This is a genomic window from Pseudoalteromonas sp. SR43-3 (genome assembly GCF_014163875.1).
GTDB classification, from domain to species: domain Bacteria; phylum Pseudomonadota; class Gammaproteobacteria; order Enterobacterales; family Alteromonadaceae; genus Pseudoalteromonas; species Pseudoalteromonas distincta.
On record NZ_JACJEC010000002.1, the window covers coordinates 265,099 to 291,075 of the forward strand.

The following is a 25,977-nucleotide window of genomic DNA, read 5'->3' on the forward strand; positions in this document are numbered from 1 at the left end:
TAGTCACAGCTCACGAAAAAATTGAAGGAATAGCTAAACAAATTAATATCATCACAATAAACATGCTAAGTAGCATAACGATATCTTTGCCAGTTAAAATTGAGTTTGATACGGTCTCGGCATTTTGTACTTTTGTGACTTCGTTTACTTCTCTTGGAATTAAACGACTCGTAACATAAATAATCACCGCAGCGCTTACAAAACCAATAAAGTTCCACCAAAACCAAAAAATATCTGGCGCAAATACCGACACCAACAAATTAATTAATACACCACTAATTAAGCCAATATTGGCATGCAATGCAGCACTGCGTTTACTTAATACAGCAACTAAAAATACCGCCAGTATTGGGCCATAAAATAACGAGCCGACTTTGTTAATAGCTTCAATAATGGTCGGCGCAATGTCACCGGCAAAAAGTGATAGTACTAAGGTAATTGCGCCCCATGCTAAACCTAAGTATTTAGCTAACTTTAAGTAAGATGGTTGGTCTAGCTCTTTATTAGATATACGGCTGTAATCTTCAATACTTACCGCCGAAAGTGAATTAATTGCAGAGCTAAGTGACGACATCGCTGCCGACAAAATAGCGACAACCAATAAACCAATTAAGCCATGCGGTAGGTAATCTAAAATAAATATAGGCATCATCCAATCAGGGTTATCTGCTGGAATTTTTGCTAAAAATTCAGGGTTACTCATTGCCAGAGTGCCAACAATTAAACCCGACACGCAATATAAAATAGTAATAGGGAAGCGCACTACACCATTTGCTAAAATCATGTAGCGTAGGTTTTTAGGATCTTTTGCACTGAGCGCACGTTGCGCTTGCGTTTGGTCACACCCATAGTAAGAAGCGTAAAGTACCACACCACCAAAAATCATCGGTAAAAAGCCAAAGCCATCACCACTAAAACCAAATGAATCAAACTTAATCGCTTCTAATCGGCTCGAATCAACATTGGCAATAAAGGTATCAACCCCACCTAAGTGATATAGTCCAAATCCAATACAAGCAATAGTACCCAGTACAATGATGATCATTTGAATTGCATCACCGTACACTACAGCTTTCATCCCACCTTGCAGTGAATACAAAACGGTTATAACACCAGTTAATACAATAGCTTGCCATGCTTCTATTCCCATGGTGCCTTGTAAAATAAGCGATACCGCGTAAATCATAATGCCGGTGGCAAACGCACGGCTAAATTGAAACACCACACTAATAAGCACACGGGTTGAGCGGCCAAAGCGCATTTCTAAATAATCGTAAATACTGACAATGCCGCTTTTATAAAGCTTGGGTAAAATAGTCGCTAAAATTAAAATCATCGCCAGCGGAACACCCAACTCATACGAGAGCCATTGCATACCACCGCCTTCACGCAAACCAACAAATGCAGGAGCCGAAATAAAGCTAATAGCCGAAAGCTGAGTGGCCATTACCGACAAAGCCAAAGGTTTCCAACCTAAGCTTTTACCCCCTAAAAAGTAATCACTTTTATTGGTTTGTTCGCGTAGCATAAATCCCATTACCAATAAGGCACCAAGATAAAGAGCAACTATTGAAAAATCTAATATATTCATAATTTATTCGCGTATTCACAATATGAAAACACTGCGCCTTTTCAAAATTAAAATACCAAACGGCTACCTGCCCTTACCTTTTTGAATAAACGAGCCTAGTCAAAAAGATAAACCTGTAGCTAACTTAGCTGAAAAATGCATCACAATGCAAAAAGCCTATTAACCCCAAAGTGAGTTAATAGGCATAAAGCATTTATTTAAAAGTCGTATTTAACTCTTAAAGTAACGCGTCGTGGGAGAATTGGGCGACCTACAAAGTATGGGTTATCTGCCGTTTGGCTGTTACCTAGACGAGGCGAACCTTCAGTAACACCGTCAGAATCAAACAGGTTAAATACCCCAACGCTTAAGCGTACTGTTTGCTCTGGTGCAACTTGCCAGTTATAGCCTGCATCAAATCTAAATAAGTGGAATGAATCAAGTTCTACCGAGTTTGAGTCATTTGCAAAGTTTTTACCGGTAAAGTTATGGTAAATCGATGCATCCCAGTTATCTGCGGTGTAGCTAATAGATGAGTTAAATAGTATTTTTGGTTTACGACGTAATTCGTTACCAATAATAGAAGGGTCTGAGTCAAATTCAGTAAATTCGTGATCGGTATAGGTCATGTTGGCATCAACAGCCCACTCATCGGTAATATCGTAACGACCGGTAAGCTCAACACCCGTTGCTTTAGTTGATTGCATAACTGGCAGCTCTAATACGCCCCCATTACCATCATTTACAAAGTCTACGCTGCGTCTGTCTTTTAAGTCAGTTCTAAATAACGCAATGCTGCCGCTAAAGTCGTTATCAAAAAACTTAACACCTAGCTCGCCTTGCTCAACAATTTCAGCTTCGTAGCTGGCAGGCTCGCCTAAATCATTAAACTGAATACCTCTAATTTCTGGGAAGAAAAACCCGCGAGATGCATTGGCATATACATTTAAATTATCAGTTAAGCGATATAACGCCGCTCCTGATACAGCAAATTCAGACGTGTCGACTTCGCCGTAAGTCATTACACCACTGCCCGTAGTGTTAACTTGTAAGTTAGGTGCAAGCGTTGGATCATCAGAAATTTGAACTACTTGGCTGCCTTCACGACTAATTTTTCCTTCAATTTCTTCGTAGCGAACACCAAAGTCAAAAATCCAATCGTCACTTTCCATTTGATCCGCTACGTACAATGCTCTGCGGGTAGCGCTAATGGTTTGGTTAGTATAAGAAATGCCTGGGCCACTAATACCATTTTGAGTGTACTGAACCTCATCGCCATTAACATCGGTATACGTTAAGTCGATTAAGCGAGGGTTGTTATTAAACTCACCTAAGTAAGTTGTAATAACGTTATCGTCGTCGGCTTCACTGTGCGAGAAAAATGTACCGACTGTAATATCGTGGCTAAAATCACCTACAAAAATACTTTTGATGATATTAAATTCTGCAGAAAAATCTTCAGCTGGGCGGTCGCGGTCTAAAATACGGTTAGCAAATAGTAAGTCATCACTTGCAAGTGCGACACCTGAATTAACATAAGAAAACTCAGCACCGCTTGCATCACCTAGCCCTCTGTTAGCTAAGAAGTCGTCTTGGCTTTCAGGTACATTAATAATACCGTCGCCGTCTAAAAATAAATTAAATTCGTGTTGGTATTTAGCGTATTTACTGCGCATATTAATGGCAAAATCGTTAGCGAGTTCTTTTTCAAACACTACTGAAATAGAGCCACCTTTAGTAACTACACCATCGCTGATTGGCGATTCATAACGACCATTTGCTGTATCGTACGTTAAGTTAGATACTTGCGCCGTTTGCAGTGATTCGACTTCACGACCATCGTTACCAATTAAGCGCTCGCGGCTGTCGCCATCAAGTGGAATAGGTAAGTAAAACTGAGCTTGGTCGTCAATGTACTGTCCGTAAACAGTAAATGAGCCAGAGCCATCATTAAATTCTTTACGAATATTACCACGCAACTGTGTACCTTTAGTCTCAAGGCCTGTATCTAAAGGGCCCTCGTCGTAACGGTAAAAACCAGAAAGCGCATAATATAAGCCGTCTTCGTTAAGTGGACCGCTCGTTGCAAAATCTAAGCGAGTACGCCCTTGGTCAGAAAGCTCCATTTGTACGGTACTTTGCGGATCATCACTGCCCGTTTTAGAAATATAGTTAATAATGCCGGCCACAGAACCTTGGCCAAATAAATTAGATACACCACCACGCACAAACTCTACGCGCTCAATACCCAAATCATTACGGTAATACACATCAAACGCCGATGAGTTTAAACCAAAAACACTCAAACTAGGTGAACCGTCGTACGACAGTGGCGTAAACTGAAACTGACCCGATGAAGGTAAGCCTCTTACTTGTAGGTTAGTAGCGACTTCACCGCCACCGCCTTCTACTTTAATACCCGGAATATAGCGAAGCACATCCGCTTGGCTACTTGAAGACAGCTTTACCAGCTCGTCTTCACTAATAGATGTTACTGATTGTGGAGTGTCTGAAATAACACGCCCTTTACTGGTACCAGAGACGATAATACGCTCAACGTTGTTAGCTTTTTTTGCTGTATCTGGTGCAGCTTCTTCTGCTGCATAAGCGCCCTGTGCGAGGCATAAAGATACAATAGAGGCGATCGTTGTTTTATTCACGGGTATTCTCCAATTGTGCTAGTTGTCTGTGTGTATTTACTTAGAGTGTGGCTAAGCAAAGCCGAAATAATCAAGTAAACATGTTAGTTTTTTGTTACTTCGAACAGGATTTAAGCACAGAAAAAAAACATTTACAACCCATAATGAGTGCTTTAATATTATCCAAATCGGAAATAACACACAAAGAGCACCCAATATGACTACTATAAACAGCGGTAAAATTGACTCAGCAACGGCTTCATCGCTTGCAGACCTTGCTACTAAAACACTTATAGCAAACGACTTAGGTGGCTATACAGTACCAACACATGGCCTATACCCGTTTCAGTGGAACTGGGATTCAGCCATTACAGCGCTAGGCTGGATGAAATCAGACGAAAGCCGCGCATGGCAAGAAATTGATGTGTTATTTTCAGGCCAATGGGATGATGGCATGGTGCCGCACATCTTGTTTCATAAAGATTCTAATACTTATTTTCCTGGTCCTGACGTATGGGGTTCGGATAAAAAAATTAAAAGTACATCTATTTCACAGCCGCCAGTAGTCGCCACCGTAATGAAAGAAATGCTTGCCAGCGCGAAAGATAAAGCACTTGCAGAACAAAAAGTTAAAGCGTTATTTTCACAAGTAGTTGATTATCATTTATGGTGGTACAACGACCGAGATCCTGAAAAAACAGGTTTAGTAGTAACCTACCACCCGTGGGAATCGGGCATGGATAACAGCCCATCGTGGGATGACGCTCTTCATGCTGTGCCATGTGTAGATTGGGAATATACGCGCCGTGATACAAGTCATGTAGATTCTTCTCAGCGTCCACATAAAAGTGAATACGACCGATTTTTATACCTTGTAGACTTTTTCAAACGTAACAACTTTGACAGCAAAGTAATCTACGAAACCTGTCCGTACAAAATGAATGACCTAGGTATTATTGCTATTTTGCACCGTGCAACCAAAGATTTACTCAAAATGGGTGAACAGCTTGGCTTAAACGATGCTCGCACTGATTACTTAGCACAGCGTTTACAAATAACAGAGCAAGCCATAAATACTTTATGGTGTGAACAAAGCCAGTACTTTTACTGCAGAGATGTATTAACTAACAGCTTGGCTAAAGTTAAAACATCAGCCGCGCTATTAACTGTATATGCAGGTTTAACAAGCGATGAGCAAACTAAAATAATTAATACAGCCACCGAAGATTTTATTGAGTCAAGCCAGTTTAGTGTGGCTTCTACTCACCCTAAAGAGGAAAAATACGAGCCACAACGCTACTGGCGTGGCCCGATTTGGTTACACATCAACTGGATGATAGCCATAGGCCTTAAAGAAGCAGGCTTTGCAACAACGGCTGACAAAATTCAAGATGACACTCGCAACCTAGTTGTTAAGTCAGGCTACTACGAATATTTTAACCCAGAAACAGGTGCAGGCTGTGGTGGTAAAGATTTCTCGTGGACAGCTGCAATTGCATTACATTGGCTACTTGACTAATAACTAAGGCAAGATCATGAAACACACAATATGCTTTGGTGAAGTACTGGTTGATTTACTTTCAAATAAATTGAGCCAAAACAGCAACGAACACGAAGCGTTTACAAAGTTTGCAGGCGGTGCGCCTGCAAACGTAAGCGTTGCTATTGCAAAGCTAGGCGGTAATGCCTACTTTGCAGGAATGCTAAGCACTGATAGCTTTGGCGACTTTTTACATAATGCATTAAAAGAGCAAGGTGTAAAAACCGACTTTATGCGTTTTACCAACCAAGCAAAAACAGCTCTCGCGTTTGTATCACTCGATAATGATGGCGATCGCACGTTTGAGTTTTACCGTGATAACACCGCCGATTTGCACTTTAGTAACGATGACTTTAGTCGCGAATGGTTTGAGCAATGCGATATTTTTCATATTTGCTCAAACACATTAACCGACAAAAACATCAGAAACACCACCGTTTACGGTGTTAAATTTGCAAAACAAAATAACTCAATTGTGAGCTTTGATATTAACTTGCGCCTCAATTTATGGCCAAGCGATGCCAACCCTCGCGAGCATATTTTACCGTTATTAAAAGACTGCTCAATTATTAAAGCCTCAAAAGAAGAGCTTGAATACTTAGCGGGTGAGCAATCGAGCGATGAGTTTATTGCCCAAACACTTAATAACGGTTGTGAGCTATTTGTAGTTACCGATGCAGGCAACCCTATGCATTGGTATACAAAAAATGCCAAGCAAACGCTTCACCCTAAAAAGGTTACTATGGTTGATGCCACCGCTGCAGGAGATGCGTTTGTAGGTGGACTGCTGTATCAACTAGGCTTACAAAACCTAACACCCAGCTCTTTTAGCGAGCTTTGCAACACGCCCGAAACACTAACAACTATTTTTGAATTTGCTTCGTTATGTGGTGCCCATGCCGCATCTTACAAAGGGGCATTTAACTCCCTACCTAACCAAAAGTCTCTACACGATTTTAGGAGCGAACTATGAAAAGCACACCTGATAACTTTAAAAGCCGTGAATTTTTAACGCAGCACATTAGCGACACGTTAGCGTTTTATGAGCCAAATATTGACGATGAACACGGTGGTTTTTACCAAAACTTTTCTGATAACGGTGAGGTATTTGATAAACACACGCGCCATTTAGTAAGCTCTACTCGTTTTGTATTTAACTATGCGCGTGCGTACCAAACCTTTAATGACGAAAAGTACCTAAACCGTGTTAAATCGGGAATTGAGTTTATTCGTAAGCATCACCTTGTTGAGCAAACAGGCGGCTATAACTGGTTATTAAAAGTTGAAAACGCTCAAGCTACCGTGCTTGATAACACCAATCATTGTTATGGCTTTGCATTTGTTATTTTAGCGTACAGCTGGGCATATCGCGCAGGTGTTACAGAGGCGCGCGAATACCTCAACGATACATTTCAAACAATGGAAACACATTTTTGGGATGCAAAAGCCGGTTTATATAAAGATCAGCATAACAGCGACTTCACAAAATGTGATTCATACCGCGGCCAAAATGCCAATATGCATACTTGTGAAGCACTTATTGCCGCTTATGAAGCCACAAGAGACGAAATATTTTTAAACCGTGCGCTCACACTTGCCGACAACATGGTTAACCGCCAAGCTAGTTTAATGGGTGGGCTTATTTGGGAGCATTACGATATAAATTGGCAGGTCGATTTAGAGTACAACAAAGACGATCCTAAAAATTTATTTCGTCCGTGGGGCTTTCAACCTGGCCATCAAACAGAGTGGTCAAAACTGCTTATGTTTTTAAATAAGCATAAGCCACAAAAATGGCTTATTGAACGCGCTCAAGCCTTATTTGATAACTCAATAAATGTAGCATGGGATAAAAAGCACGGCGGTATTTGCTACGGCTTTGCCCCTGATAAAACTATTTGCGATGACGATAAATACTTTTGGGTTCAAGCCGAAACTCTGTGTTGTGCAGCGTATCTTTATCAAGCAACAGGGGATGAAAAATATCAGCAATGGTATGACAAAATTTGGCAGTATTCGTGGCAGCATTTAGTTGATCATAAATACGGAGCCTGGTTTAGAATTTTAACCGCTGACAATAAAAAAATAGACACGATGAAAAGCCCAATAGGTAAAACTGATTACCATACAATGGGTGCCTGTTTTGATGTGCTCGAACTATTAAAGTAACTATGTAGTTATAACTTTTACAGTGTTGTGTAGACCTTTTAACCGCCAGCTTGGCGGTTTTTTTTGCGCTGGATTTAATTCACCTCAAAAAGGGTTATCAACTTAACAAAATAATATTTTTTTACAGCCATTTTTTTAAACCTAATCTTTTGAATACCACACCAATAATAGAAAATTTTGCACGCCAGCAGCGTATAGTAATATTAAAGATATAAAAATAAGAGAACAGGTAATGCCCAACGAGAAAGATCCCCACGCCATATGCACAAGCGAACAAGTTGCTTGGCCACGTATTGCCGCAATTGCTGCAATGCTAAGCTTTTCATTACCCACATTTATAACCGGCTTAGAAATTCATCAAAGTTCAAGTGTGAGTAATACACTTTGGGCATTAGTTATTGGATCTATCATTTTAACCGTAATTGGCGGTGCCATGGGCACAATAGGTGTAAAAAGTCGCTTAAGCTCTTATCTGTTAGTAAAAATAGCCTTTGGTAATGCAGGTGCTGGCATTGTAAATATAGCTTTTGCTTTGTCATTAATTGGCTGGTTTGGAGTAAATATTGACTTGTTTTCGAATGCAGTAGTACGCCTACTGAGCGCTGAATTTAATATTATTATGCCTGAGTGGCCAATTGATATAGCTGCTGGCTGCGCCATGCTCATAACCACATTATACGGATTTAAAGCTATTAATGTACTGGCCTCTATTATGATCCCCATTTTAGCTGTTGTGACCGCAATGATGCTATTTGGCGCATTAGATAACATGCCATTTATTGATTTTATTAATTTAGAAAAGTCAGCAGACTTATCACTTGAAGATGGTGTAGCCGCCATTGTTGGTGGCGTTATTATTGGCGCAATTATCTTGCCCGATATAACCCGTTTTTCTAAACAAAAACGTGGCGGCATATACACCTCTTTTATTGCTTATATGATTATTGAACTGCTCGTTATTTTTGTAGCTGTATTTGCAGCAGCCGCCATGCAAGAAACCGAAATACTCAGTTTAATGCTTGCGCTCAACCTAGGATTTTCGGCTTTTTTTATTGTGATTGCAGGAAGTTGGATTTTAAATTCACTAAACTTATACAGTACCGCACTCAGTGTAGAGGCAACTTTTCCGCATTGGCATAAAAAGTGGGTTATTGTTTTATTAGGGCTAGTAGGAATTGGCGCGGCATTTATAAATATTTTAGATATGTTTATTAGCTTTTTAGCATTTTTGTCAGATATTTTTGTGCCCGTTGCAGGCGTTATTATTGTTGATGCATTATTTATAAAGCCTGATGCGTACCACGCAAGTACGCTTACCAATAACGCGCGCTTTTCTGTACCTGCATTTACGGCTTGGTTTGTAGGTGCGGCATTTGCAGTGTGTAATGGGGCGATATTTAACGTGTCATTGAGTGGCATTACTGTTATTGATGCCATTATTTTAACCGCAATTATTTATACTTTTTTTGTAAAGGTAATTAAACCAAAACCAGTTAATAAGCACTTATAACTAACCAAGGCGCTTAATCAGCGCCTTGTTCGTCTTCTTCTATTTTCATTTCGTCTCGCCATCTTAGTTTTTCAAGCGGGTAGCCTAAAAAGAACTTGGCTCGCTCAAGCACGATACGTGTGGTTAATTTTTTAATCGTATAATTACTACTGCCCGTTAACTTATCGCACATTGCGTTAAGCGCCTGAATATCTGCAAAACAACAAAAAGAAATATAATCAATATCACCACTTAACTGCATGCAATCCATTATTTCAGGGATATCGTGTATTTCAGCTAAAAACTTACGCCTAGCAGCTAAATTATTGTCCTCAAGAGTAAATTCCATATAAGCAAACACATGTTCACATATTTGTTCAAGATTAATATCGGCATGAAATGTACGAAAATACCCAGCTTCTTTTAATGCTTTAACGCGTTGAAAACAAGCGCTGGGAGAAAGGTTTACTCGCTCTGCTAACTCTACATTAGTGAGATCGGCAGTAAGATGCACTATTGCTAATATTTTTTGGTTATATCTGTCTATTTTTATCGTTTTTTTCATAACTGGTTTCACATTGAAAAATAATTAATTTTGTAAACCTATTGTCAAAATGTACATAAAACTTAGCGCCTGCTAGATATTTTCACAATATGTTTGTCCTCATTTGAGGTTTTACAAAATATTATTTTGTCTGAAAAAGCGACAATGTTTGTACGTTAAAAACATTACCTTAGTCGTGACATTAGGACATATAACATGAGCAGATACAATAGAACAAAATTCCATAAAACGCTTTTAGCATCGGCGGTGAGTTTATCGTGCTTGTCACACGTTAATGCACAAGAACAAAATAATACAGCCAACACTATCGAAAAAATTTCTGTTATCTCTCGAGGACGTGTTGAGTCAATTCAAAACGTGCCAGACTCTGTTACCGCCTTTAGCGCCGATACGATTGAAAAATCTCGTATTACCAGCTTTCGTGATGTTGCTAATTTAACGCCTAATCTATCGCAACTTGATAACTTTAGACCCGGCCTTGCGCGTATAACTATTCGAGGGTTAATTACACCGCAAGTAGGCGATCCGCCACTGGCGTTTGTTGTTGATGGTGTAACCGCCCCCGATTTAGAGTTTATTAACCAAGACTTAGTAGATATTGAGCGCATTGAAGTTATGCGTGGCGCGCAGGGCGCGTTATACGGCAGAGGCGCTATTGGTGGCGCGGTTATTGTTACGACAAAAAAACCTATTGAAGACTTTGAAGGTAAAGTTAAAGGCTCAATTGGTAATGGTAATACTTATAACCTAAATGCAGTTGTGTCAGGGTCGTTAAATGATGAAAACACGGCTTATTTTAGAGCCGGTGGTTATATAAAAGATACCGATGGCCTTATTAAAAATACTTACACGGGTGATAAAGCCGATCCATTAAAAGAACAATCTGTATTTTCGCAATTAGAATTTGAATTGACTGAAGACACATCAATAAACCTTAAAGGTAAATACACGTCGAGCGAAGCGGGTTTTGCTTACTATCAAGGCGTAAACGATGACACTATTGAAGACTTCTCAATTAATACCTCGCAAAATATTATTAACGAAGACGAGCGTGATGTGTATGAGCTAAGCGCTAAACTTACCCAACATTACGATTTAGGTAAGTTTGAGTTTGTAACTGCCTACAGCAATTCAGAAAACGAGCACTTTTACGATGGCGACTACTCTGCCGATGCAACCTTTATTGACGAAGACGGTTTTTTTAGAGCACCGTTTGGTACTGAAGGATTATACGATGTTGAATCGTTAACTGTTGAATCTCGCTTTATATCTCAGTCAGATCAGGAGTTTAGATGGTCTGTGTCGGCATTTTATCAACAGCGCGACCGCGACACTGCGGTACTTTTTTACGATGACTTTACCGATGCACAAATACTCACCCGTAAAGACTTTGCAAACGATGAACCTTACTTATCTATTATCGATAATAACAGCAGTGATGCGTGGGCTCTTGCGGGGCAATTTAACTACGATATTACCTCGCAGTTAGAGCTAACCGGCGCACTACGTTACGATCACGATACCCGTGAATCGTTCGACCCAACTAATAAAACAGATACTTACGCTAAAAAGTCGTTTAGCCAACTACAGCCAAAAGTAACTTTAGGATACCAAGTTACGGATGACTTTTTACTTTATACAGGTTATTCGCACGGATTTAGAAGTGGCGGCTTTAATGAGCCTGCAGAAGGAATTAGCCGTACCTTTGATCAAGAAGTGTCTGATAGCTACGAAATGGGTTTTAAAACGTCTTTGTTTGATAGCAAATTAACCCTTAATGGTGCTGCGTTTATTATTGACCAAGACGATGCTCAATTTACGCAATTTAATGTAGATACCTTCACCCTCGAAAATCTATCAATTGATGAAGTACAAACCAAAGGCTTAGAGCTAGAAGCCGCCTATGCAGCCACCAGCAATTTAAGCATAAACCTAAGCGCCGGTATTATTGATTCAGAAATAAAAAGCTTTGCACTGCGCCCTGAGCTTACTGGCAGACCACAGTTTTGGGTTCCTGAATACAACTACAGCATATCGGCCAATCATAATACGCAATTAAACGGCCAGTGGTCACTGTTTTCCCGCGCGGAGGTGTTAATAGAAGGACCTAAAACCTTCAGCATTGATATTCCAGATGTAGAGTCATCACGCTACACCTACCTAAATGCGGGGGTTGGTGTTAAATCTGAGCAATGGACAGTGCAAGTTTACGTAGACAACCTCACTGATGAGCGTGCCATTGAAGATATATTTTTATATGGCGATGGGATTACTGAACTTGCGCGCCAACCTAATAAACCACGTAGTTACGGCGTAGAGCTAAGCTACGACTTTTAATTTCAACTCTCAAATAGCTGCTTTAAACAATCTTAAGGCAGCCTCTTTTTTTAGATAACCAATAGCGATACACACATGCAAATTCTTAATCGTGAACAACTAATTGATATTTTATACGGCTGCGCCATTTTAGGTACCGGTGGTGGCGGTGAGCTAAGTGAAGGCATAAATTACATTGACGAAGCCCTGGCATTAGGTAAAACGTTTAAACTTATTAGCGCAGATGAAGTACCCGCGGGTGAGCTTGTATGCACACCTTATATTTTAGGGGCAATCTCGCCACTAACAGATACGGAAGAGCGCGCTTACGCTAATCTCCCACGTACAGGTAAGCATTCTATTTTAGCGGCCTACGATCGCGCCCTTGAGTACATGAATAAAGAGTCCATTTACGGAACGATTTGTTGCGAACTAGGTGGCGCTAACACTGCGGTATCGTTTTATTTAGCGGCTATGTTTGACGGCTACATTATTGATGCCGACCCTGCTGGACGAGCAGTTCCTGAAATTACCCACTCAACCTATTATTTAAATAATTTACCTGCAGCACCAATTATTACCGCGAACGAATTTGGCGAATGCTTTATTTGTGAAAACGTTATGGATGACTTACGCGCTGAAACCGTAGTGCGTGCCCTTGCCAAAATAAGCCGTAACGACATCGCGGCCATTGATCATATTCTTCCTATTGAACAGATGAAAGATGCGGTTATTCACGGCACGATAAGTAAAGCATTAAAGCTTGGAAGAGCCATGCGTGAAGCCAATAACTCAAATGAAAACACTATTAATGTAGTTGCCGAGCAAGGTAATGGATTTGTCGCGTTTGAAGGCGTTGTTAGTGAGTTTGAATTTAAAACACTTGAAGGATTTACTATAGGCGAAGTTATGCTTGCTGGTACTGGCGAGTTTGCTGGTAACAGTTATAAAATTACGGTTAAAAACGAAAATATGGCTGCGTTTTTAAATAAAGAAGTCCACGTTACCATTCCTGATTTAATTTGTTGCTTAAACACACAAGCGGGTACACCAATCACTAACCCAAATTATGAAATAGGTATGCCTGTATCTGTTATTATTTTGCCAGCACCTGTTGAGTTTACAACGCCAAAAGGGCTTTCTATATTTGGCCCTAATTACGCAGGCGTTAAGAGTGATTATCGCCCTGCTATAAAGAGTTAACTATTCAGCTTTAACCTGAATTATTATAAAGCTTAGCGTGGTTAGCACTTAACCCGTTAAGCTTTCATATAAATAACTCACTTCCAATCTGTAATACACTTTTAATCAAAGTAAAAAACTATAATAAAAATCTTATATAGGTAATAATCTTTAAATTAATGGACTCAAGGATTATTTGGTATGCTAGGTTTTTGGTATAAGGAGTTTCCGCAATACCCTAAAGATCATAAAGACTTTTGGCGTACTCGTTTAATAGCCCACTCTTTACTAATAACTACGAGTTATTTTTTAGTTTTAACCCTCCTCAACCTTTTCTACTTTGAAAGCTATAACATTGCTTTAATTGATGCCTTAGGGCTGACTATATCACTAGGTATCTATACTTGGTTTAATAAAACAGCCAACGTAAATGCAGCAGCATGGGCCGTTGCCCTTATGGTTGTTAGCTTAATAATGATGTTTGTGATTTCTGTAGGCGGACATGCGCATTCTTTATTTTGGGCAACGTTGATCCCGCCTTTTAGCTTTTTTTTAGTTGGAAGAAACTGGGGAAGCCTATTTAGTGCAGTCGCTTTTGCTATTTGTGCGTATCTTGTGTATTTACAACAACAGCAAACTGTAACAATTGGCTTAGGCTCTTTATTTAATCTTATAGAGGTAAGCCTTGCTCATATTTTAATTTTTAGGTTTTACGAAAAAACACGGTTTTCGGCATACACTCGATTATCTATCCGTAACTTAGAAATTCAACACTTAGCAGAAACCGATAAGTTAACGGGGCTTTATAACAGGCAAAAATTTGATTTTGAATTATCACAGTTAATTGCTAAAAATGACGTTTTTAAAACCCCACATTGCTTACTTATTTGCGATATAGATCACTTCAAAAATATAAACGATACCTACGGGCATTTGGTTGGTGATAACGTGCTAACTGAATTTGCAAAAATATTAAAAAGCCGTATGGGAAATGACGCACTTATTGCGCGATGGGGTGGAGAAGAATTCACTATTATTTTATCCAACACCTATTTAAATGATAGCGCTAAAAAAGCCGATGACCTGAGAAAGTATATTGCCGAAAACACAGTTACAAATGTAGCATTTACTATAAGTATTGGATTAGCAACGATACAAAAAGACGATACAGTGCTAAAACTACTGGAGCGGGCTGATACAGCGCTATATAAGGCTAAAAATAATGGACGCAATAAAGTATGTGTTAGCGATAACGATTCAACCGTTATCGCTCAATCAACTTACTTAGATGGGTTTATAGCCTAAACTTAAGCGTGCTGCCCACAAGCAAATCCACAGCTCCACGCATATTGGAAGTTGTAGCCTCCAAGCCACCCTGTTACGTCAGTTACTTCGCCTATAAAGTATAGGCCTTTAGCTTTTTTAGCTTCAAAGGTTTTTGAGCTCAACTCGTCGGTATCTACACCGCCCAATGTTACTTCTGCTGTTCTATAACCTTCTGTGCCATTGGGTTTAATTTGCCACGCATGAATATAATTTACTAACTCATTTATTTGAGCATGGGTAAGCTGATTAATATTACAATCTGGTATCGCTTTGCTTTCGTGCAGTATTTCTATAAAGCGTTTAGGTAAAATAGTTGCAAGGCTATTTTTTAAGGACTTTTGGGCTTGCGTTTCTCGCCAATCAGCAAGTTGCTGCCTTAAATCAATTTCAGGTAATAAGTTTATAGTTACAGCCTGCCCTGCTCGCCAAAATGAGCTTATTTGCAATATTGCTGGGCCCGATAACCCTCGGTGAGTAAAGAGGATGTTTTCTTTAAATACGGTGCCGTCTTCGCTTGAAACTTCACAAGGGATACTAATTCCCGAGAGCCCTTCAAAACGCTCTTTATCATGCTGATGCAAAGTAAACGGCACAAGTGCAGCCATAGTTGGTAACACGCTTAAGCCAAACTGCTCTGCAATTTTATAACCTATTGGTGTAGCCCCTAGTTTTGGCATAGTTAAGCCACCTGATGCTATAACTAACGACTCACAGCTTAAGGTTTCTTGCTCTGTGGTAACGCTATAGCCGGTTTCGGTTTTTGATACGCTGATCACTTCACTGCGTAGTTTTATATTTACCCCGGCCCACTCACATTCGGTCAGTAAAATATCAACAATGTCTTGTGCATTGTTATCGCAAAAAAGCTGACCTAGTGTTTTATGGTGATACGCCAAGCCATGTCTGTCTACCAGCTCAATAAAGTCATGCTGTGTATAGCGACTTAAACATGATTTAACAAAATGAGCATTTGCGCATAAGTAGTTATCAGGGGTTGCGTTTTCATTTGTAAAATTACAACGCCCACCACCACTTATTAAAATTTTACGACCTGGTTTTTTCCCCATATCAAGTACTGTAACGCTTCGGCCACGGTATCCAGCTTGCGCTGCACACATTAATCCTGCAGCTCCCGCACCTATTACAATTACATCTACTTGACTCATTATTTTACCCTACTAAAAAATTTTTCCGATTATAGCAAAGTTTGATAGCTAACAACGTAGCATTTAAATTATTAGCAATAACACAACAAAAACGCATCAGTAATAAGTCGGGAATAATTACCCGCACAATAAACCAACCCTTTATACTTATTTTTAATTTATATTACAAATACTAAACAACGAGTAAACCGCTAAAAACCTGAGTTATAACTAAATGAAAGAGGTACATAATAAATTGATATTTTAACCTAGTTAACAGATCGTTTACTTTTGTTCCCGCATCGTGATCCTACATCACGAAATAATAAATAAAAATCTAGGGATAATTATGACAACAAGTAAAACTTTTAAAAGATGCGCAATTGCAATTACAGTTAGTACGCTTTTTGCTGCAACATCTGGCATGGCTCAATCAGTTTCAAGTTCAATGGCTGAAACATCGGCTAAACTACAAAGCCAAGGCGGTTTCGAAACTCAGTTCATTATTAAATATAAAAATAATAACGAAATGGCGAGCCTCTCAACTGCAGACGCAAGCCCAGCTAGCATGAAAAAGCGCGCACAAAGCTTTGTTAAAAACTTCGCTTCTAAAAAAGGCAAAGTAAAAGCAAAATACGTTCGTGCAATGGCACTTAATAATCATCACGTAATGCGTGCTGATAAAAAATTAAGTGCGGCTGAGGCCCAAGAGTTTATGCAAGAAATGGTTGATTCTGGCAATGTTGAATACATTGAAGTGGATCAAATGCTAAAGCCGTTTTCAACTCCTAACGATCCACGTTTTGATGACCAATGGCACTACTACGAGCAAGCCGGTGGTTTAAACTTACCGACCGCATGGGATACCGCAACGGGTAGCGGTGTAGTTGTAGCTGTACTAGATACGGGCTACCGCCCTCATGCTGATTTAAACGCTAATATTTTACCGGGTTACGATATGATCTCTAACCTTTCGGTAGCTAATGACGGTGGTGGTCGCGATAGCGATGCACGTGATCCTGGTGATGCAGTTGCTGCGAATGAATGTGGTACTAACGGTGCACAAAACTCTAGCTGGCATGGCACGCACGTAGCCGGCACAGTTGCTGCGGTAACCAATAACGGTGAAGGTGTTGCAGGCGTAGCTTATAACGCAAAAGTAGTGCCTGTTCGTGTACTAGGTAAGTGTGGTGGTTTAACCTCTGATATTGCAGACGGTATTATTTGGGCATCTGGTGGAAGTGTTTCAGGTATTCCTGCTAACTCAAACCCTGCTGATGTAATTAATATGAGTTTAGGTGGGAGCGGTTCATGTAGCTCTACAACTCAAAATGCAATTAACACAGCACGTAGTAACGGCACTGTGGTAGTTATTGCTGCAGGTAACGATAACGATAACTCAGCAAACTACAACCCAGGTAACTGTAACGGTGTAGTAAACGTAGCCTCAGTGGGCCGTAATGGCGGCAGAGCTTATTACTCAAACTACGGTAGCAATATTGATGTTGCAGCACCAGGTGGCGCACAAAGCTTTGCAAACGACTCTGAAGGCGTTCTATCAACTTACAATTCAGGTTCGTCTACACCTTCAAGCGACAGCTATGGCTTTTCACAAGGTACATCAATGGCTGCGCCCCACGTAGCAGGTGTTGCGGCACTTATTAAGCAAGCAAAGCCAGATGCAACGCCTGACGAAATAGAAAGTATTTTAAAATCAACTACCCGTTCGTTCCCTGCAACATGTACTAGCTGTGGTACGGGTATTGTTGATGCTGCCGCAGCTGTTGCAGCAGCAAGTGGCGGCACTACTCCACCTACCGGTGGCGATAGCGAGCTTATTAATGGTGAAGCTAAAACAGGTTTAAGTGGGGCTGCAAATGCACAAGCATTTTACACGATGACAGTACCAAGCGGTGCAACTAACGTAACATTCACTATGAGTGGTGGTACTGGCGATGCTGATTTATACGTACGTGCAGGCAGTAAACCTACAACTACTACCTATGATTGTCGTCCATATAAAGGCGGTAATAGCGAAGAGTGTTCTATTGATAACCCTACTGCGGGAACTTACCACGTAATGCTTAACGGCTACTCTGCGTATTCAGCTGTTACCTTGGTAGGTAATATTACTGGTGGTTCATCATCGGGTGGCGGTTCAGGTACTCCACAAGCAGGTGGCGGCACTATAAGCGATGTGTCAGCCAATACTGGGCAGTGGAAACATTACACGTTAGATGTACCAGCTGGAATGACTACGTTTACAGTAACAACATCGGGTGGCAGTGGCGATGCTGATTTATTTGTAAAATACGGTAGCCAACCAACAGCAAGCTCATACGATTGCCGCCCTTATAAAAATGGCAATGCAGAAACATGTACATTTACTAATCCACAAGCAGGTACTTGGCACTTAAGCGTTAACGCTTATAGCACTTTCTCTGGTTTAACGCTTAGCGGGCAATACCAACCGTAATTTAAAGTTTGGGCCTTTAATAAAAAAACCGATGTTGCTGCCAACATCGGTTTTTCAATAATAACTAGCAGATTAGTTAAAACTAAAATCTACACTTTATTACTGTTATAGCTTCTCTAGTACTGATTCTGCGCGGCTTACAACAAACTCTTTATCTTGTTCTACAAATAAACCTGTTACTAGCGCATTTTCAATAATCATAGCGTAACGCGTTGAACGTATACCACCAAAACTAGCAGTATCTTTATCAAGCCCTAAAGATTTAGTGAAACTTCCATCGCCATCCCCAAGCATTGTAATTTCTTGCGCGTTTTGTGAGTCACCCCATGCTTTCATAACAAATGCATCATTAACAGATACACAGTAAATAGCATCAACACCTTTTGCTTTAATTTTATCAGCAAGGGTAATAAATTCAGGTAAATGGGCATTTGAACACGTTGGTGTAAACGCACCTGGTACTGCAAATAACACGACTTTTTTACCTTCAAACAATTCTTTATTTGTAAGAGATTGCATACCGTCGTCAGTTAATTGCGTTAACGTCACTGCTGGTAATTCTTGGCCTTGCTCAATCATGGTAATTCCTTGAAAAGATTAATACAGAATAAGTAACAATCGTACTACGTAGCCTACACTACTAGGTATAAAAAGTACGGCTAACTTAGTAGCTCAAAATAGCCTACCATAGAACGAAGAATACGCTCTGTATTAAGGTAAATTCAAATCATTTATAAAACTTGAAAAATCATTACCTAGCTTTTCATCTCGCAGACTGTACTCAACAATTGCTTTTAAGTAGCCTAACTTGTCTCCACAATCGTGAGAGCGACCACTCATATGAAATGCTTCAACGGTTTCTTGTGCCATTAATGCGTCAATAGAATCTGTAAGTTGTATTTCACCGCCAGCACCTACAGACGTTTTTGCAAGTAGAGGCCAAATATTCTTACTCAGTACATATCGCCCTACAACAGCTAGATTAGAAGGCGCTAAATCTGCATCAGGTTTTTCAACCATTGCTTTAATTGCAGCACTTTTACCTGGCATTAACTCAACACCGTTTATATCAGCAATACCATATTTACTAACGTCTTCTTTAGCTACCGGCTCAAGCATTATTTGGCTTGCTTGAGTTTCTTTAAAGCGTTTAATCATGGCCGCTAAGTTTTCAGTTTCTTGATCCGCAGTATAGGCATCAAGTATCACATCAGGCAGGAGCACAACAAAGTTGTTATCACCAACTATTGGTTTAGCGCATAAAATAGCATGCCCTAGCCCTTTAGCTTCACCTTGGCGTACACTCATAATAGTTACATCAGGCGGACAAATAGAGCGAATTTCATCTAATAAAGCTCGTTTAACACGCTTCTCAAGAGTCGCTTCTAGTTCATAACTTGTATCAAAGTGGTTTTCGATTGCATTTTTAGAGCTATGTGTAACTAATACAATATCTTTAATACCAGCGGACACACATTCGCTGACAATATATTGAATTAGAGGCTTATCGACTATCGGGAGCATTTCTTTTGGGATAGCTTTTGTCATAGGGAGCATTCTCGTCCCTAAGCCAGCTACTGGAATTACAGCTTTCATATCTGTCCTTAGTGATTAAGTTTGTAAATAATATCAATTCGCTTAATTAAGTGATCTATTTTGAGGATGGAAAAACGTGTTGATAGCTAGGCAAAAAATTCGCTACTTAGTTGTTCTAAATAAGAATTTTTAACACCGGTAGCGACACGTTTAGCCCCGCAAAATAATTAAGTATTATTGCGTATTGGTACAAACTAGCAGATACAAAATAGATACCAGCTGAATAAAGTTACCTCTTTTGAAGAAGTAAATTTGAAGCTGTTTATTAAATAAAGACTCTACATTTTTGGTTATTTAAAATGAGCAGGTAAGTTATGAAGTTTATTAATGATTTTGTTGTGGGGTGAGATTACATTAGCTAAATGAAAAAAGCCTGGGTTTGCTATAAATAACAAACCCAGACCAATAAATTTCTAACTAAAGGTAGCGTTGCAAAACCTTTTTATAATTAAAGACCTGCACGATCTTTAATTACTGCAATAAGTGGTGAGCTGGCAAAATTCCCTTCAGCCCAAGCAATATCAGCACCATCTGTTAACGCACTTTTTGATAAGTTTTTAACTATATACTCACCAGTATCTACTGCATTACTAGCAACAGCATGACGTAATAAGTTATTACCATTACATTGTACTGCATCATAAATATTACGAATTTTTACACGAGAGCTTTTAAGCTTGCTGCGTAATCGGTTTTTATCGTCTGCCGCAATATATTCACAAATAGATACTTCTAATTGATCTTCAGCATTTACAGGTGCTGTATACGAAAACGAACTAACAGCTACAACGGCAGTAAGTGCAACTAGCTTTGGTAATTTAAACATGACAAACCCTTTATAATGCTTTGTTCTTATATAGACTATCGAATATTATATCAATCTATCAAAATTTACGCAATAATGTTAACGTTCTTTATATAAAGTTACGAATTTATAACTAGATAAATTCTTGTCATCCGGATGGTTTTCTTGCTCTTCTTTCACGTACCAATTAGCAACTTTATTGTAATCAGGAAACTGTGTATCGCCTTTAACATCTAAATCAATAAAAGTTAGATACAGGCGCTCTGCTTTTGGTAAAAATTGCTCATAGATATTACCACCACCAATAATCATTACTTCTTCAGCAGTAGCAACGAGTTCTAATGCGGCATCTGGCGTAGTTACTACTTCAATACCCTGTGCAGTATATTCGCTGTTTCGAGTAATAATAATATTACGGCGCCCAGGTAATGGACGGCCTATAGACTCAAAAGTTTTACGACCCATGATCACAGGCTTACCCGTAGTGACCTTTTTAAAATGCTGAAGATCTGCAGGTAAATGCCATGGCATTTTATTATCTAGACCAATTACACGGTTATTTGCCATTGCTGCTATCATTGAAATTATCATAATAAACACCTAGTACTTTATTCTTAAACAAAGAAAAAGGAGCATAAGCTCCTTTTTAGTAAATTCTATTTAATTAACGCTCGTAGACAACTTCTACGTCGTAATCATCTTCATCCCAGTCATCCCAATCATCATCATTGCCCTTACCTTTAGTGGCTTTTTCATGATAGGTATCCCACTTAAATTCAACTTCTTCATCTTCCACTTGTACAAACTTCTCTTTAGGCATGCTATCAAGTAGTGTCATTATGTTGTGGATTAATGGTTGAGTGTTAAGTTTATTAATTGCTGAAATGTGATAGATATTTTCAGTTTCGCCCAGCTCTTCTGCAATCGATTCGCATAACGCTTTTGCTTCATCCTCTGGTAATAAATCTATTTTATTAAATACTAACCAGCGTGGCTTCTCAGCTAATTTAGGGCTGTATTGGTGCAGTTCGTTAATAATCGAAAACGCATTATCAACAGGGTTTGAACCATCTACCGGCATTACATCAATGATGTGTAATAACACACGACAACGCTCTAAATGTTTCAAAAAGCGAATACCTAGGCCTGCGCCATCAGATGCACCTTCAATTAGACCCGGAATATCGGCTATAACAAATGATTTATTTGCTTCAGGACGTACTACACCTAAATTAGGAATAAGCGTCGTGAATGGGTAATCAGCTACTTTTGGTCTTGCTGCAGATACACTGCGGATAAACGTAGATTTACCGGCATTTGGCAATCCAAGTAAACCAACATCAGCTAATAATAGTAACTCTAATTTTAAGTTACGTACTTCACCTGGTGTGCCTAATGTTTTTTGACGAGGTGCTCGGTTAGTACTTGATTTAAAACGCGCATTCCCCAAGCCGTGGAAACCACCTTTTGCAACCAAAATTCGTTGACCATGTTGCGTTAAATCGCCAAGTCCCTCTTGGGTATCAACATCCATGATGCGCGTGCCCACAGGCACCATAACAAATAAGTCATCAGCTTTTCGGCCTGTACAGTTACGGCTACGACCGTTAGTACCACGTTCAGCTCTATGGAAGCGCTCAAACTGATAATCAATTAAGGTATTTAAGTTTTCATCAGCTTGTAGATAAACACTACCACCGTCTCCACCGTCACCGCCGTCTGGTCCACCATCTGGAACATATTTTTCACGACGGAAAGACACGATGCCGCTGCCACCGTCTCCAGCTTCTGCGCGAATTTCTACTTCATCTACAAACTTCATGATTACTCACTTTAGGGATTGGCTTGTTTAATAACTCTATTATATACCCAAGCCAACACAAATGCAGGCTTGGGTATATATTGGCTGACTACAAAACAAAAAACCCCGCAAAGGCGGGGTTTTTAACTACCTTACTGATTACTCAGTTACGATAGTTACGTATTTACGGTTTAAAGGACCTTTTTGTTCAAACTGAACTTTACCATCTGCTTTTGCGAAGATAGTGTGGTCTTTACCGATACCTACGTTAGTACCAGGGTGGAAACGAGTTCCACGCTGACGAACAATGATGCTACCCGCTAGAACTGATTCGCCACCAAAACGCTTAACACCTAGGCGTTTGCTTTCTGAATCGCGACCGTTACGAGTACTACCAGCTGCTTTTTTATGTGCCATTTCTAAGTACCTCTAATTAAGCGCTAATGCTAGTGATTTTAACTTCAGTGAACCATTGACGATGGCCCATTTGCTTACGAGAATGCTTACGGCGTCTAAATTTAACAACCTTAATCTTCTCACCGCGACCATGTGAAACAACCTCAGCTGTTATCTTGCCACCGTTTACGAACGGTACACCGATCTCGATTTTCTCACCATCAGCAACTAAAAGTACTGAATCAAATTCTACTGCCGCACCAGTTTCAACGTCTAATTTTTCAAGACGAATCGTTTGACCTTCAGTCACACGATGCTGTTTACCACCACTTTGGAAAACCGCGTACATAATTAACTCCGTCTGTGCACCCTCAAATCGGCGCAACTAAAATATTCTTCGATAGGGCGCGAAGTTTACGCTAACGCGAAATAACTAGCAAGCCTATTTTGTAATTAAAATGAATAAAAAGTAGCTGCTTTGAGAGCAATTCAATATTTACCCCATTTTATATTAATTGGCCCTTTTGCCAAGCGCTTTTTAACTCTTAGCCGAAATAAATTAATGTACTCAAATATGACCCTCACAGCTCAATATCTAAGCACACCATAAACTCTATATTGATTATCAATTAATCAGTTATCTTGGCTAATTCAGTCTAAATTAAGTACTTTAATAGTGTTTTTTCAATCAATCGTCACAAAATATCGAGCTAGTGCATTTTTTGTTGTACAATCTGCGCCGTTCACACATAAAAATTGGCTCGGAGATCAATGGATATAAAAGCTATCCAGGCGTTAATCGAAAGCGATATGAATGACGTCAATCAACTTATACATGCGCAAATGCGCTCAGATGTGGCGTTAGTTAATCAGCTTGGTTTATATATAGTTAGCAGTGGCGGCAAACGCGTTCGTCCAATGCTGGCTATTTTAGCAGCCAAAGCGCTCGGTTATCAGGGTAAAGATCACATAACACTTGCAACAATTGTTGAGTTTATCCATACAGCAACGCTATTGCATGATGATGTTGTAGATGAATCAAACTTACGACGTGGCACGCCTACAGCAAATGCTGAATTTGGTAATGCTGCTAGCGTATTGGTTGGTGACTTTATTTACACTCGCTCATTTCAGCTTATGGTTGGCCTTGGAAAAATGCAGATTATGCAAGTACTTGCCGATGCAACAAACATTATTGCTGAAGGTGAAGTATTGCAGCTGATGAACTGCAATGACCCAGATACGACTGAAGCCAGCTATATGCAGGTTATTTACTCTAAAACGGCTAAATTATTTGAAGCAGCTACAGGCCTTGCTGCCATTATCACAGAGCAAGACCAAGCGACACTTGATGCACTAAACCTATACGGTATGCATTTAGGTACTGCGTTTCAACTAGTAGATGACGTACTCGATTACAATGCAGATGCTGAGCAGCTAGGTAAAAACATTGGCGATGATTTAGCTGAAGGCAAACCAACCCTTCCGCTTATTTATGCTATGCAACATGGTAGCGAGCAGCAAACACAGCTCATTCGTGATGCAATAGAGCACAGTAATGGTATGGAGCATTTAGAAGAAATTTTAACTGCACTAAAACAAACTAATGCGCTTGAGTTTACAATGCAAAAAGCAGAGCTTGAGGCCGAAAAAGCCATTGCCTGTTTAGACTTTTTAGCTGAGTCTGACTATAAGCAAGCACTTATAAGCCTTGCCCGTATTGCGGTTGACCGCGACCACTAGTTTTAACTAGTTACACAGTGTGACATTAATTCTGAGCAATAAAAAAGCCTGCAAATGCAGGCTTTTTTGTTGCTTAAAGCGGCTATTACGCCATGAAATCAACACCTTCTTTGATGTCTTTTTTCAGAGTTTCAAGCATGTCATTTTTTGCTTTTGTTTCAAATGCGCTTAGTTCGCCGTAAGAAAGAATTTCTTCTACGCCGTTTTTACCTAAACGTACTGGATGTGCAAAGTACTCTGCATCGCCATTTTCAACAGCAACGTAAGCGTAATCTACAACTTCTTCACCTTGTAGGCCTTTAACTAAAGACATACAAAAACGAGCTGCAGCAGCACCCATAGATAGCGTAGCTGAACCACCGCCTGCTTTAGCATTTACAACTTCAGTACCCGCATTTTGGATACGTGGAGTAAGTGCAGCAACTTCTTCATCAGTGAAAGAAACACCTTCAACTTGAGAAAGTAGAGGCAGAATAGTTGTGCCTGAGTGACCACCAATTACTGGTACTTTTACAGTTGCTACGTCTACGCCTTTAAGTTCAGCAACAAATGCTTCTGAACGAATAACGTCAAGCGTAGTAATACCGAATACGCGTTTAGCGTCGTAAGTACCTGCTTTTTTGAATACTTCAGCAACAATTGGAACTGTGCCATTTACTGGGTTAGTAATAATACCTACTAACGCTTTAGGACAGCTGGCAACAATGCCTTCTGCTAACGTTTTGATGATGCCAGCATTTACATTGAATAAATCAGCACGATCCATACCTGGTTTACGCGGCATACCCGCTGGGATAAGAACGATGTCAGAGCCTTCAAGCGCTTTATTTAAATCGTCTGCGCCAAAGCCTGCAACTTTAACATCTGTTGGGATGTGAGAAAGGTCAACCGCAACACCTGGTACTACTGGTGCAACATCATAAAGTGATAATTCAGAGCCAGCTGGTAAGCCTGTTTTTAATAATAAAGACAACGCTTGGCCGATACCGCCTGCAGCACCTAATACAGCAACTTTCATTGGAATTCTCCGTAATTTGAGGTAGGAAACATTTGTGGCTCTTAAGATAATGAAATTAGCGACTAAAAACAAATTTATCCTGTCTATTTCAAGTATATTTTCGACCATAGTCGTAAACTTATGTGATTTAACGCATCAAACTGGCAAGTTAACTAAACAACTGCTGCATAATTATTCATTTTTGTGTAGAATTTGCGGCAT

The 25,977-nt window shown here is 39.8% G+C and carries 21 protein-coding genes; 9 read left to right on the forward strand and 12 right to left on the reverse strand.

Features of this window, described 5'->3' with window-relative positions:
- Positions 1 to 10: 10 nt before the first annotated feature.
- Together H5088_RS03560 and H5088_RS20445 are read right to left on the reverse strand one after the other, a co-directional pair.
- Positions 11 to 1,591 (reverse strand): sodium:solute symporter, encoded by a 1,581-nt coding sequence (locus H5088_RS03560; RefSeq protein ID WP_033015476.1) that lies wholly within the window; start codon positions 1,589 to 1,591, stop codon positions 11 to 13.
- 197 nt (positions 1,592 to 1,788) lie between these two features.
- A complete protein-coding gene (locus tag H5088_RS20445) occupies positions 1,789 to 4,230 on the reverse strand; it encodes a TonB-dependent receptor domain-containing protein (RefSeq protein WP_182695562.1) in 2,442 nt (813 codons plus the stop codon).
- 196 nt (positions 4,231 to 4,426) lie between these two features.
- Between H5088_RS20445 and H5088_RS03570 the strand changes: the two genes are divergently transcribed.
- From H5088_RS03570 to H5088_RS03585, 4 genes are all read left to right on the forward strand, one after another.
- On the forward strand, positions 4,427 to 5,728 hold the full coding sequence (locus H5088_RS03570; protein WP_182692784.1) for an MGH1-like glycoside hydrolase domain-containing protein: 1,302 nt from the start codon (positions 4,427 to 4,429) through the stop codon (positions 5,726 to 5,728).
- A 16-nt stretch (positions 5,729 to 5,744) separates the two neighbouring features.
- Positions 5,745 to 6,722: a carbohydrate kinase gene (locus H5088_RS03575; RefSeq protein WP_182752212.1), complete on the forward strand. Its 978-nt coding sequence runs from the start codon at positions 5,745 to 5,747 to the stop codon at positions 6,720 to 6,722.
- Positions 6,719 to 7,918 (forward strand): AGE family epimerase/isomerase, encoded by a 1,200-nt coding sequence (locus tag H5088_RS03580; protein ID WP_182712076.1) that lies wholly within the window; start codon positions 6,719 to 6,721, stop codon positions 7,916 to 7,918. The genes H5088_RS03575 and H5088_RS03580 overlap by 4 nt, the downstream gene beginning before the upstream one ends.
- Before the next feature lie 232 nt (positions 7,919 to 8,150).
- On the forward strand, positions 8,151 to 9,428 hold the full coding sequence (locus H5088_RS03585; RefSeq protein WP_182752213.1) for a cytosine permease: 1,278 nt from the start codon (positions 8,151 to 8,153) through the stop codon (positions 9,426 to 9,428).
- A gap of 13 nt (positions 9,429 to 9,441) precedes the next feature.
- Here H5088_RS03585 and H5088_RS03590 read toward each other — a convergent pair whose 3' ends face one another.
- Complete coding sequence (locus H5088_RS03590) at positions 9,442 to 9,972, reverse strand: Lrp/AsnC family transcriptional regulator (RefSeq protein WP_002957736.1); 531 nt, start codon at positions 9,970 to 9,972, stop codon at positions 9,442 to 9,444.
- A gap of 195 nt (positions 9,973 to 10,167) precedes the next feature.
- Here H5088_RS03590 and H5088_RS03595 point away from each other — a divergent pair, with 195 nt between their 5' ends.
- The 3 genes from H5088_RS03595 to H5088_RS03605 all read left to right on the forward strand — a co-directional run bounded on the left by H5088_RS03595 (position 10,168) and on the right by H5088_RS03605 (position 14,775).
- On the forward strand, positions 10,168 to 12,309 hold the full coding sequence (locus tag H5088_RS03595; protein ID WP_182752214.1) for a TonB-dependent receptor: 2,142 nt from the start codon (positions 10,168 to 10,170) through the stop codon (positions 12,307 to 12,309).
- A gap of 75 nt (positions 12,310 to 12,384) precedes the next feature.
- A complete protein-coding gene (locus H5088_RS03600; RefSeq protein ID WP_182752215.1) occupies positions 12,385 to 13,491 on the forward strand; it encodes a DUF917 domain-containing protein in 1,107 nt (368 codons plus the stop codon).
- Between the two features lie 180 nt (positions 13,492 to 13,671).
- The gene (locus H5088_RS03605; protein ID WP_182752216.1) at positions 13,672 to 14,775 is read left to right on the forward strand and encodes a GGDEF domain-containing protein; all 1,104 of its coding nucleotides are present in this window, start codon (positions 13,672 to 13,674) and stop codon (positions 14,773 to 14,775) included.
- A gap of 2 nt (positions 14,776 to 14,777) precedes the next feature.
- On the opposite strand, the gene H5088_RS03610 is transcribed toward H5088_RS03605, so the two are convergent.
- Positions 14,778 to 15,962 carry an NAD(P)/FAD-dependent oxidoreductase gene (locus H5088_RS03610; RefSeq protein ID WP_024595536.1) on the reverse strand — a complete coding sequence of 395 codons (1,185 nt, stop codon included), beginning with the start codon at positions 15,960 to 15,962 and terminating at the stop codon, positions 14,778 to 14,780.
- Positions 15,963 to 16,290: 328 nt separating this feature from the next.
- Between H5088_RS03610 and H5088_RS03615 the strand changes: the two genes are divergently transcribed.
- On the forward strand, positions 16,291 to 18,417 hold the full coding sequence (locus H5088_RS03615) for a S8 family peptidase (RefSeq protein ID WP_182752217.1): 2,127 nt from the start codon (positions 16,291 to 16,293) through the stop codon (positions 18,415 to 18,417).
- 105 nt (positions 18,418 to 18,522) lie between these two features.
- Here H5088_RS03615 and H5088_RS03620 read toward each other — a convergent pair whose 3' ends face one another.
- From H5088_RS03620 to rplU, 7 genes are all read right to left on the reverse strand, one after another.
- Positions 18,523 to 18,996, reverse strand: a complete 474-nt coding sequence (locus H5088_RS03620; protein WP_024594812.1) for a peroxiredoxin — start codon at positions 18,994 to 18,996, stop codon at positions 18,523 to 18,525.
- A gap of 132 nt (positions 18,997 to 19,128) precedes the next feature.
- Positions 19,129 to 20,013, reverse strand: coding sequence for a UTP--glucose-1-phosphate uridylyltransferase GalU (gene galU / locus H5088_RS03625; RefSeq protein WP_024599885.1), 885 nt, complete (start codon positions 20,011 to 20,013; stop codon positions 19,129 to 19,131).
- 448 nt (positions 20,014 to 20,461) lie between these two features.
- A complete protein-coding gene (locus H5088_RS03630) occupies positions 20,462 to 20,839 on the reverse strand; it encodes a DUF3718 domain-containing protein (protein WP_182752218.1) in 378 nt (125 codons plus the stop codon).
- A gap of 78 nt (positions 20,840 to 20,917) precedes the next feature.
- Positions 20,918 to 21,409 (reverse strand): type 3 dihydrofolate reductase, encoded by a 492-nt coding sequence (folA, locus tag H5088_RS03635; RefSeq protein WP_138489689.1) that lies wholly within the window; start codon positions 21,407 to 21,409, stop codon positions 20,918 to 20,920.
- 73 nt (positions 21,410 to 21,482) lie between these two features.
- Entirely contained in the window at positions 21,483 to 22,640 is a 1,158-nt protein-coding gene (gene cgtA, locus H5088_RS03640) for an Obg family GTPase CgtA (protein WP_002957746.1), read from the reverse strand.
- A 138-nt stretch (positions 22,641 to 22,778) separates the two neighbouring features.
- The gene (gene rpmA, locus H5088_RS03645) at positions 22,779 to 23,036 is read right to left on the reverse strand and encodes a 50S ribosomal protein L27 (protein ID WP_002957747.1); all 258 of its coding nucleotides are present in this window, start codon (positions 23,034 to 23,036) and stop codon (positions 22,779 to 22,781) included.
- A 16-nt stretch (positions 23,037 to 23,052) separates the two neighbouring features.
- Positions 23,053 to 23,364, reverse strand: coding sequence for a 50S ribosomal protein L21 (gene rplU / locus H5088_RS03650; protein WP_002957748.1), 312 nt, complete (start codon positions 23,362 to 23,364; stop codon positions 23,053 to 23,055).
- 422 nt (positions 23,365 to 23,786) lie between these two features.
- Between rplU and ispB the strand changes: the two genes are divergently transcribed.
- Entirely contained in the window at positions 23,787 to 24,758 is a 972-nt protein-coding gene (ispB, locus tag H5088_RS03655) for an octaprenyl diphosphate synthase (RefSeq protein ID WP_024596483.1), read from the forward strand.
- 85 nt (positions 24,759 to 24,843) lie between these two features.
- Here ispB and mdh read toward each other — a convergent pair whose 3' ends face one another.
- The gene (gene mdh / locus H5088_RS03660) at positions 24,844 to 25,776 is read right to left on the reverse strand and encodes a malate dehydrogenase (protein WP_002957751.1); all 933 of its coding nucleotides are present in this window, start codon (positions 25,774 to 25,776) and stop codon (positions 24,844 to 24,846) included.
- Positions 25,777 to 25,977 lie beyond the last annotated feature (201 nt).

Excerpts from the sequence above, each read along its gene's own strand:
- H5088_RS03560 (WP_033015476.1), bottom strand. The coding sequence starts at position 1,591 with ATGAATATATTAGATTTTTCAATAGTTGCTCTTTATCTTGGTGCCTTA.
- H5088_RS03570 (WP_182692784.1), top strand. The coding sequence starts at position 4,427 with ATGACTACTATAAACAGCGGTAAAATTGACTCAGCAACGGCTTCATCG.
- H5088_RS03575 (WP_182752212.1), top strand. The coding sequence starts at position 5,745 with ATGAAACACACAATATGCTTTGGTGAAGTACTGGTTGATTTACTTTCA.
- H5088_RS03580 (WP_182712076.1), top strand. The coding sequence starts at position 6,719 with ATGAAAAGCACACCTGATAACTTTAAAAGCCGTGAATTTTTAACGCAG.
- H5088_RS03585 (WP_182752213.1), top strand. The coding sequence starts at position 8,151 with ATGCCCAACGAGAAAGATCCCCACGCCATATGCACAAGCGAACAAGTT.
- H5088_RS03590 (WP_002957736.1), bottom strand. The coding sequence starts at position 9,972 with ATGAAAAAAACGATAAAAATAGACAGATATAACCAAAAAATATTAGCA.
- H5088_RS03595 (WP_182752214.1), top strand. The coding sequence starts at position 10,168 with ATGAGCAGATACAATAGAACAAAATTCCATAAAACGCTTTTAGCATCG.
- H5088_RS03600 (WP_182752215.1), top strand. The coding sequence starts at position 12,385 with ATGCAAATTCTTAATCGTGAACAACTAATTGATATTTTATACGGCTGC.
- H5088_RS03605 (WP_182752216.1), top strand. The coding sequence starts at position 13,672 with ATGCTAGGTTTTTGGTATAAGGAGTTTCCGCAATACCCTAAAGATCAT.
- H5088_RS03610 (WP_024595536.1), bottom strand. The coding sequence starts at position 15,962 with ATGAGTCAAGTAGATGTAATTGTAATAGGTGCGGGAGCTGCAGGATTA.
- H5088_RS03615 (WP_182752217.1), top strand. The coding sequence starts at position 16,291 with ATGACAACAAGTAAAACTTTTAAAAGATGCGCAATTGCAATTACAGTT.
- H5088_RS03620 (WP_024594812.1), bottom strand. The coding sequence starts at position 18,996 with ATGATTGAGCAAGGCCAAGAATTACCAGCAGTGACGTTAACGCAATTA.
- galU (WP_024599885.1), bottom strand. The coding sequence starts at position 20,013 with ATGAAAGCTGTAATTCCAGTAGCTGGCTTAGGGACGAGAATGCTCCCT.
- H5088_RS03630 (WP_182752218.1), bottom strand. The coding sequence starts at position 20,839 with ATGTTTAAATTACCAAAGCTAGTTGCACTTACTGCCGTTGTAGCTGTT.
- folA (WP_138489689.1), bottom strand. The coding sequence starts at position 21,409 with ATGATAATTTCAATGATAGCAGCAATGGCAAATAACCGTGTAATTGGT.
- cgtA (WP_002957746.1), bottom strand. The coding sequence starts at position 22,640 with ATGAAGTTTGTAGATGAAGTAGAAATTCGCGCAGAAGCTGGAGACGGT.
- rpmA (WP_002957747.1), bottom strand. The coding sequence starts at position 23,036 with ATGGCACATAAAAAAGCAGCTGGTAGTACTCGTAACGGTCGCGATTCA.
- rplU (WP_002957748.1), bottom strand. The coding sequence starts at position 23,364 with ATGTACGCGGTTTTCCAAAGTGGTGGTAAACAGCATCGTGTGACTGAA.
- ispB (WP_024596483.1), top strand. The coding sequence starts at position 23,787 with ATGGATATAAAAGCTATCCAGGCGTTAATCGAAAGCGATATGAATGAC.
- mdh (WP_002957751.1), bottom strand. The coding sequence starts at position 25,776 with ATGAAAGTTGCTGTATTAGGTGCTGCAGGCGGTATCGGCCAAGCGTTG.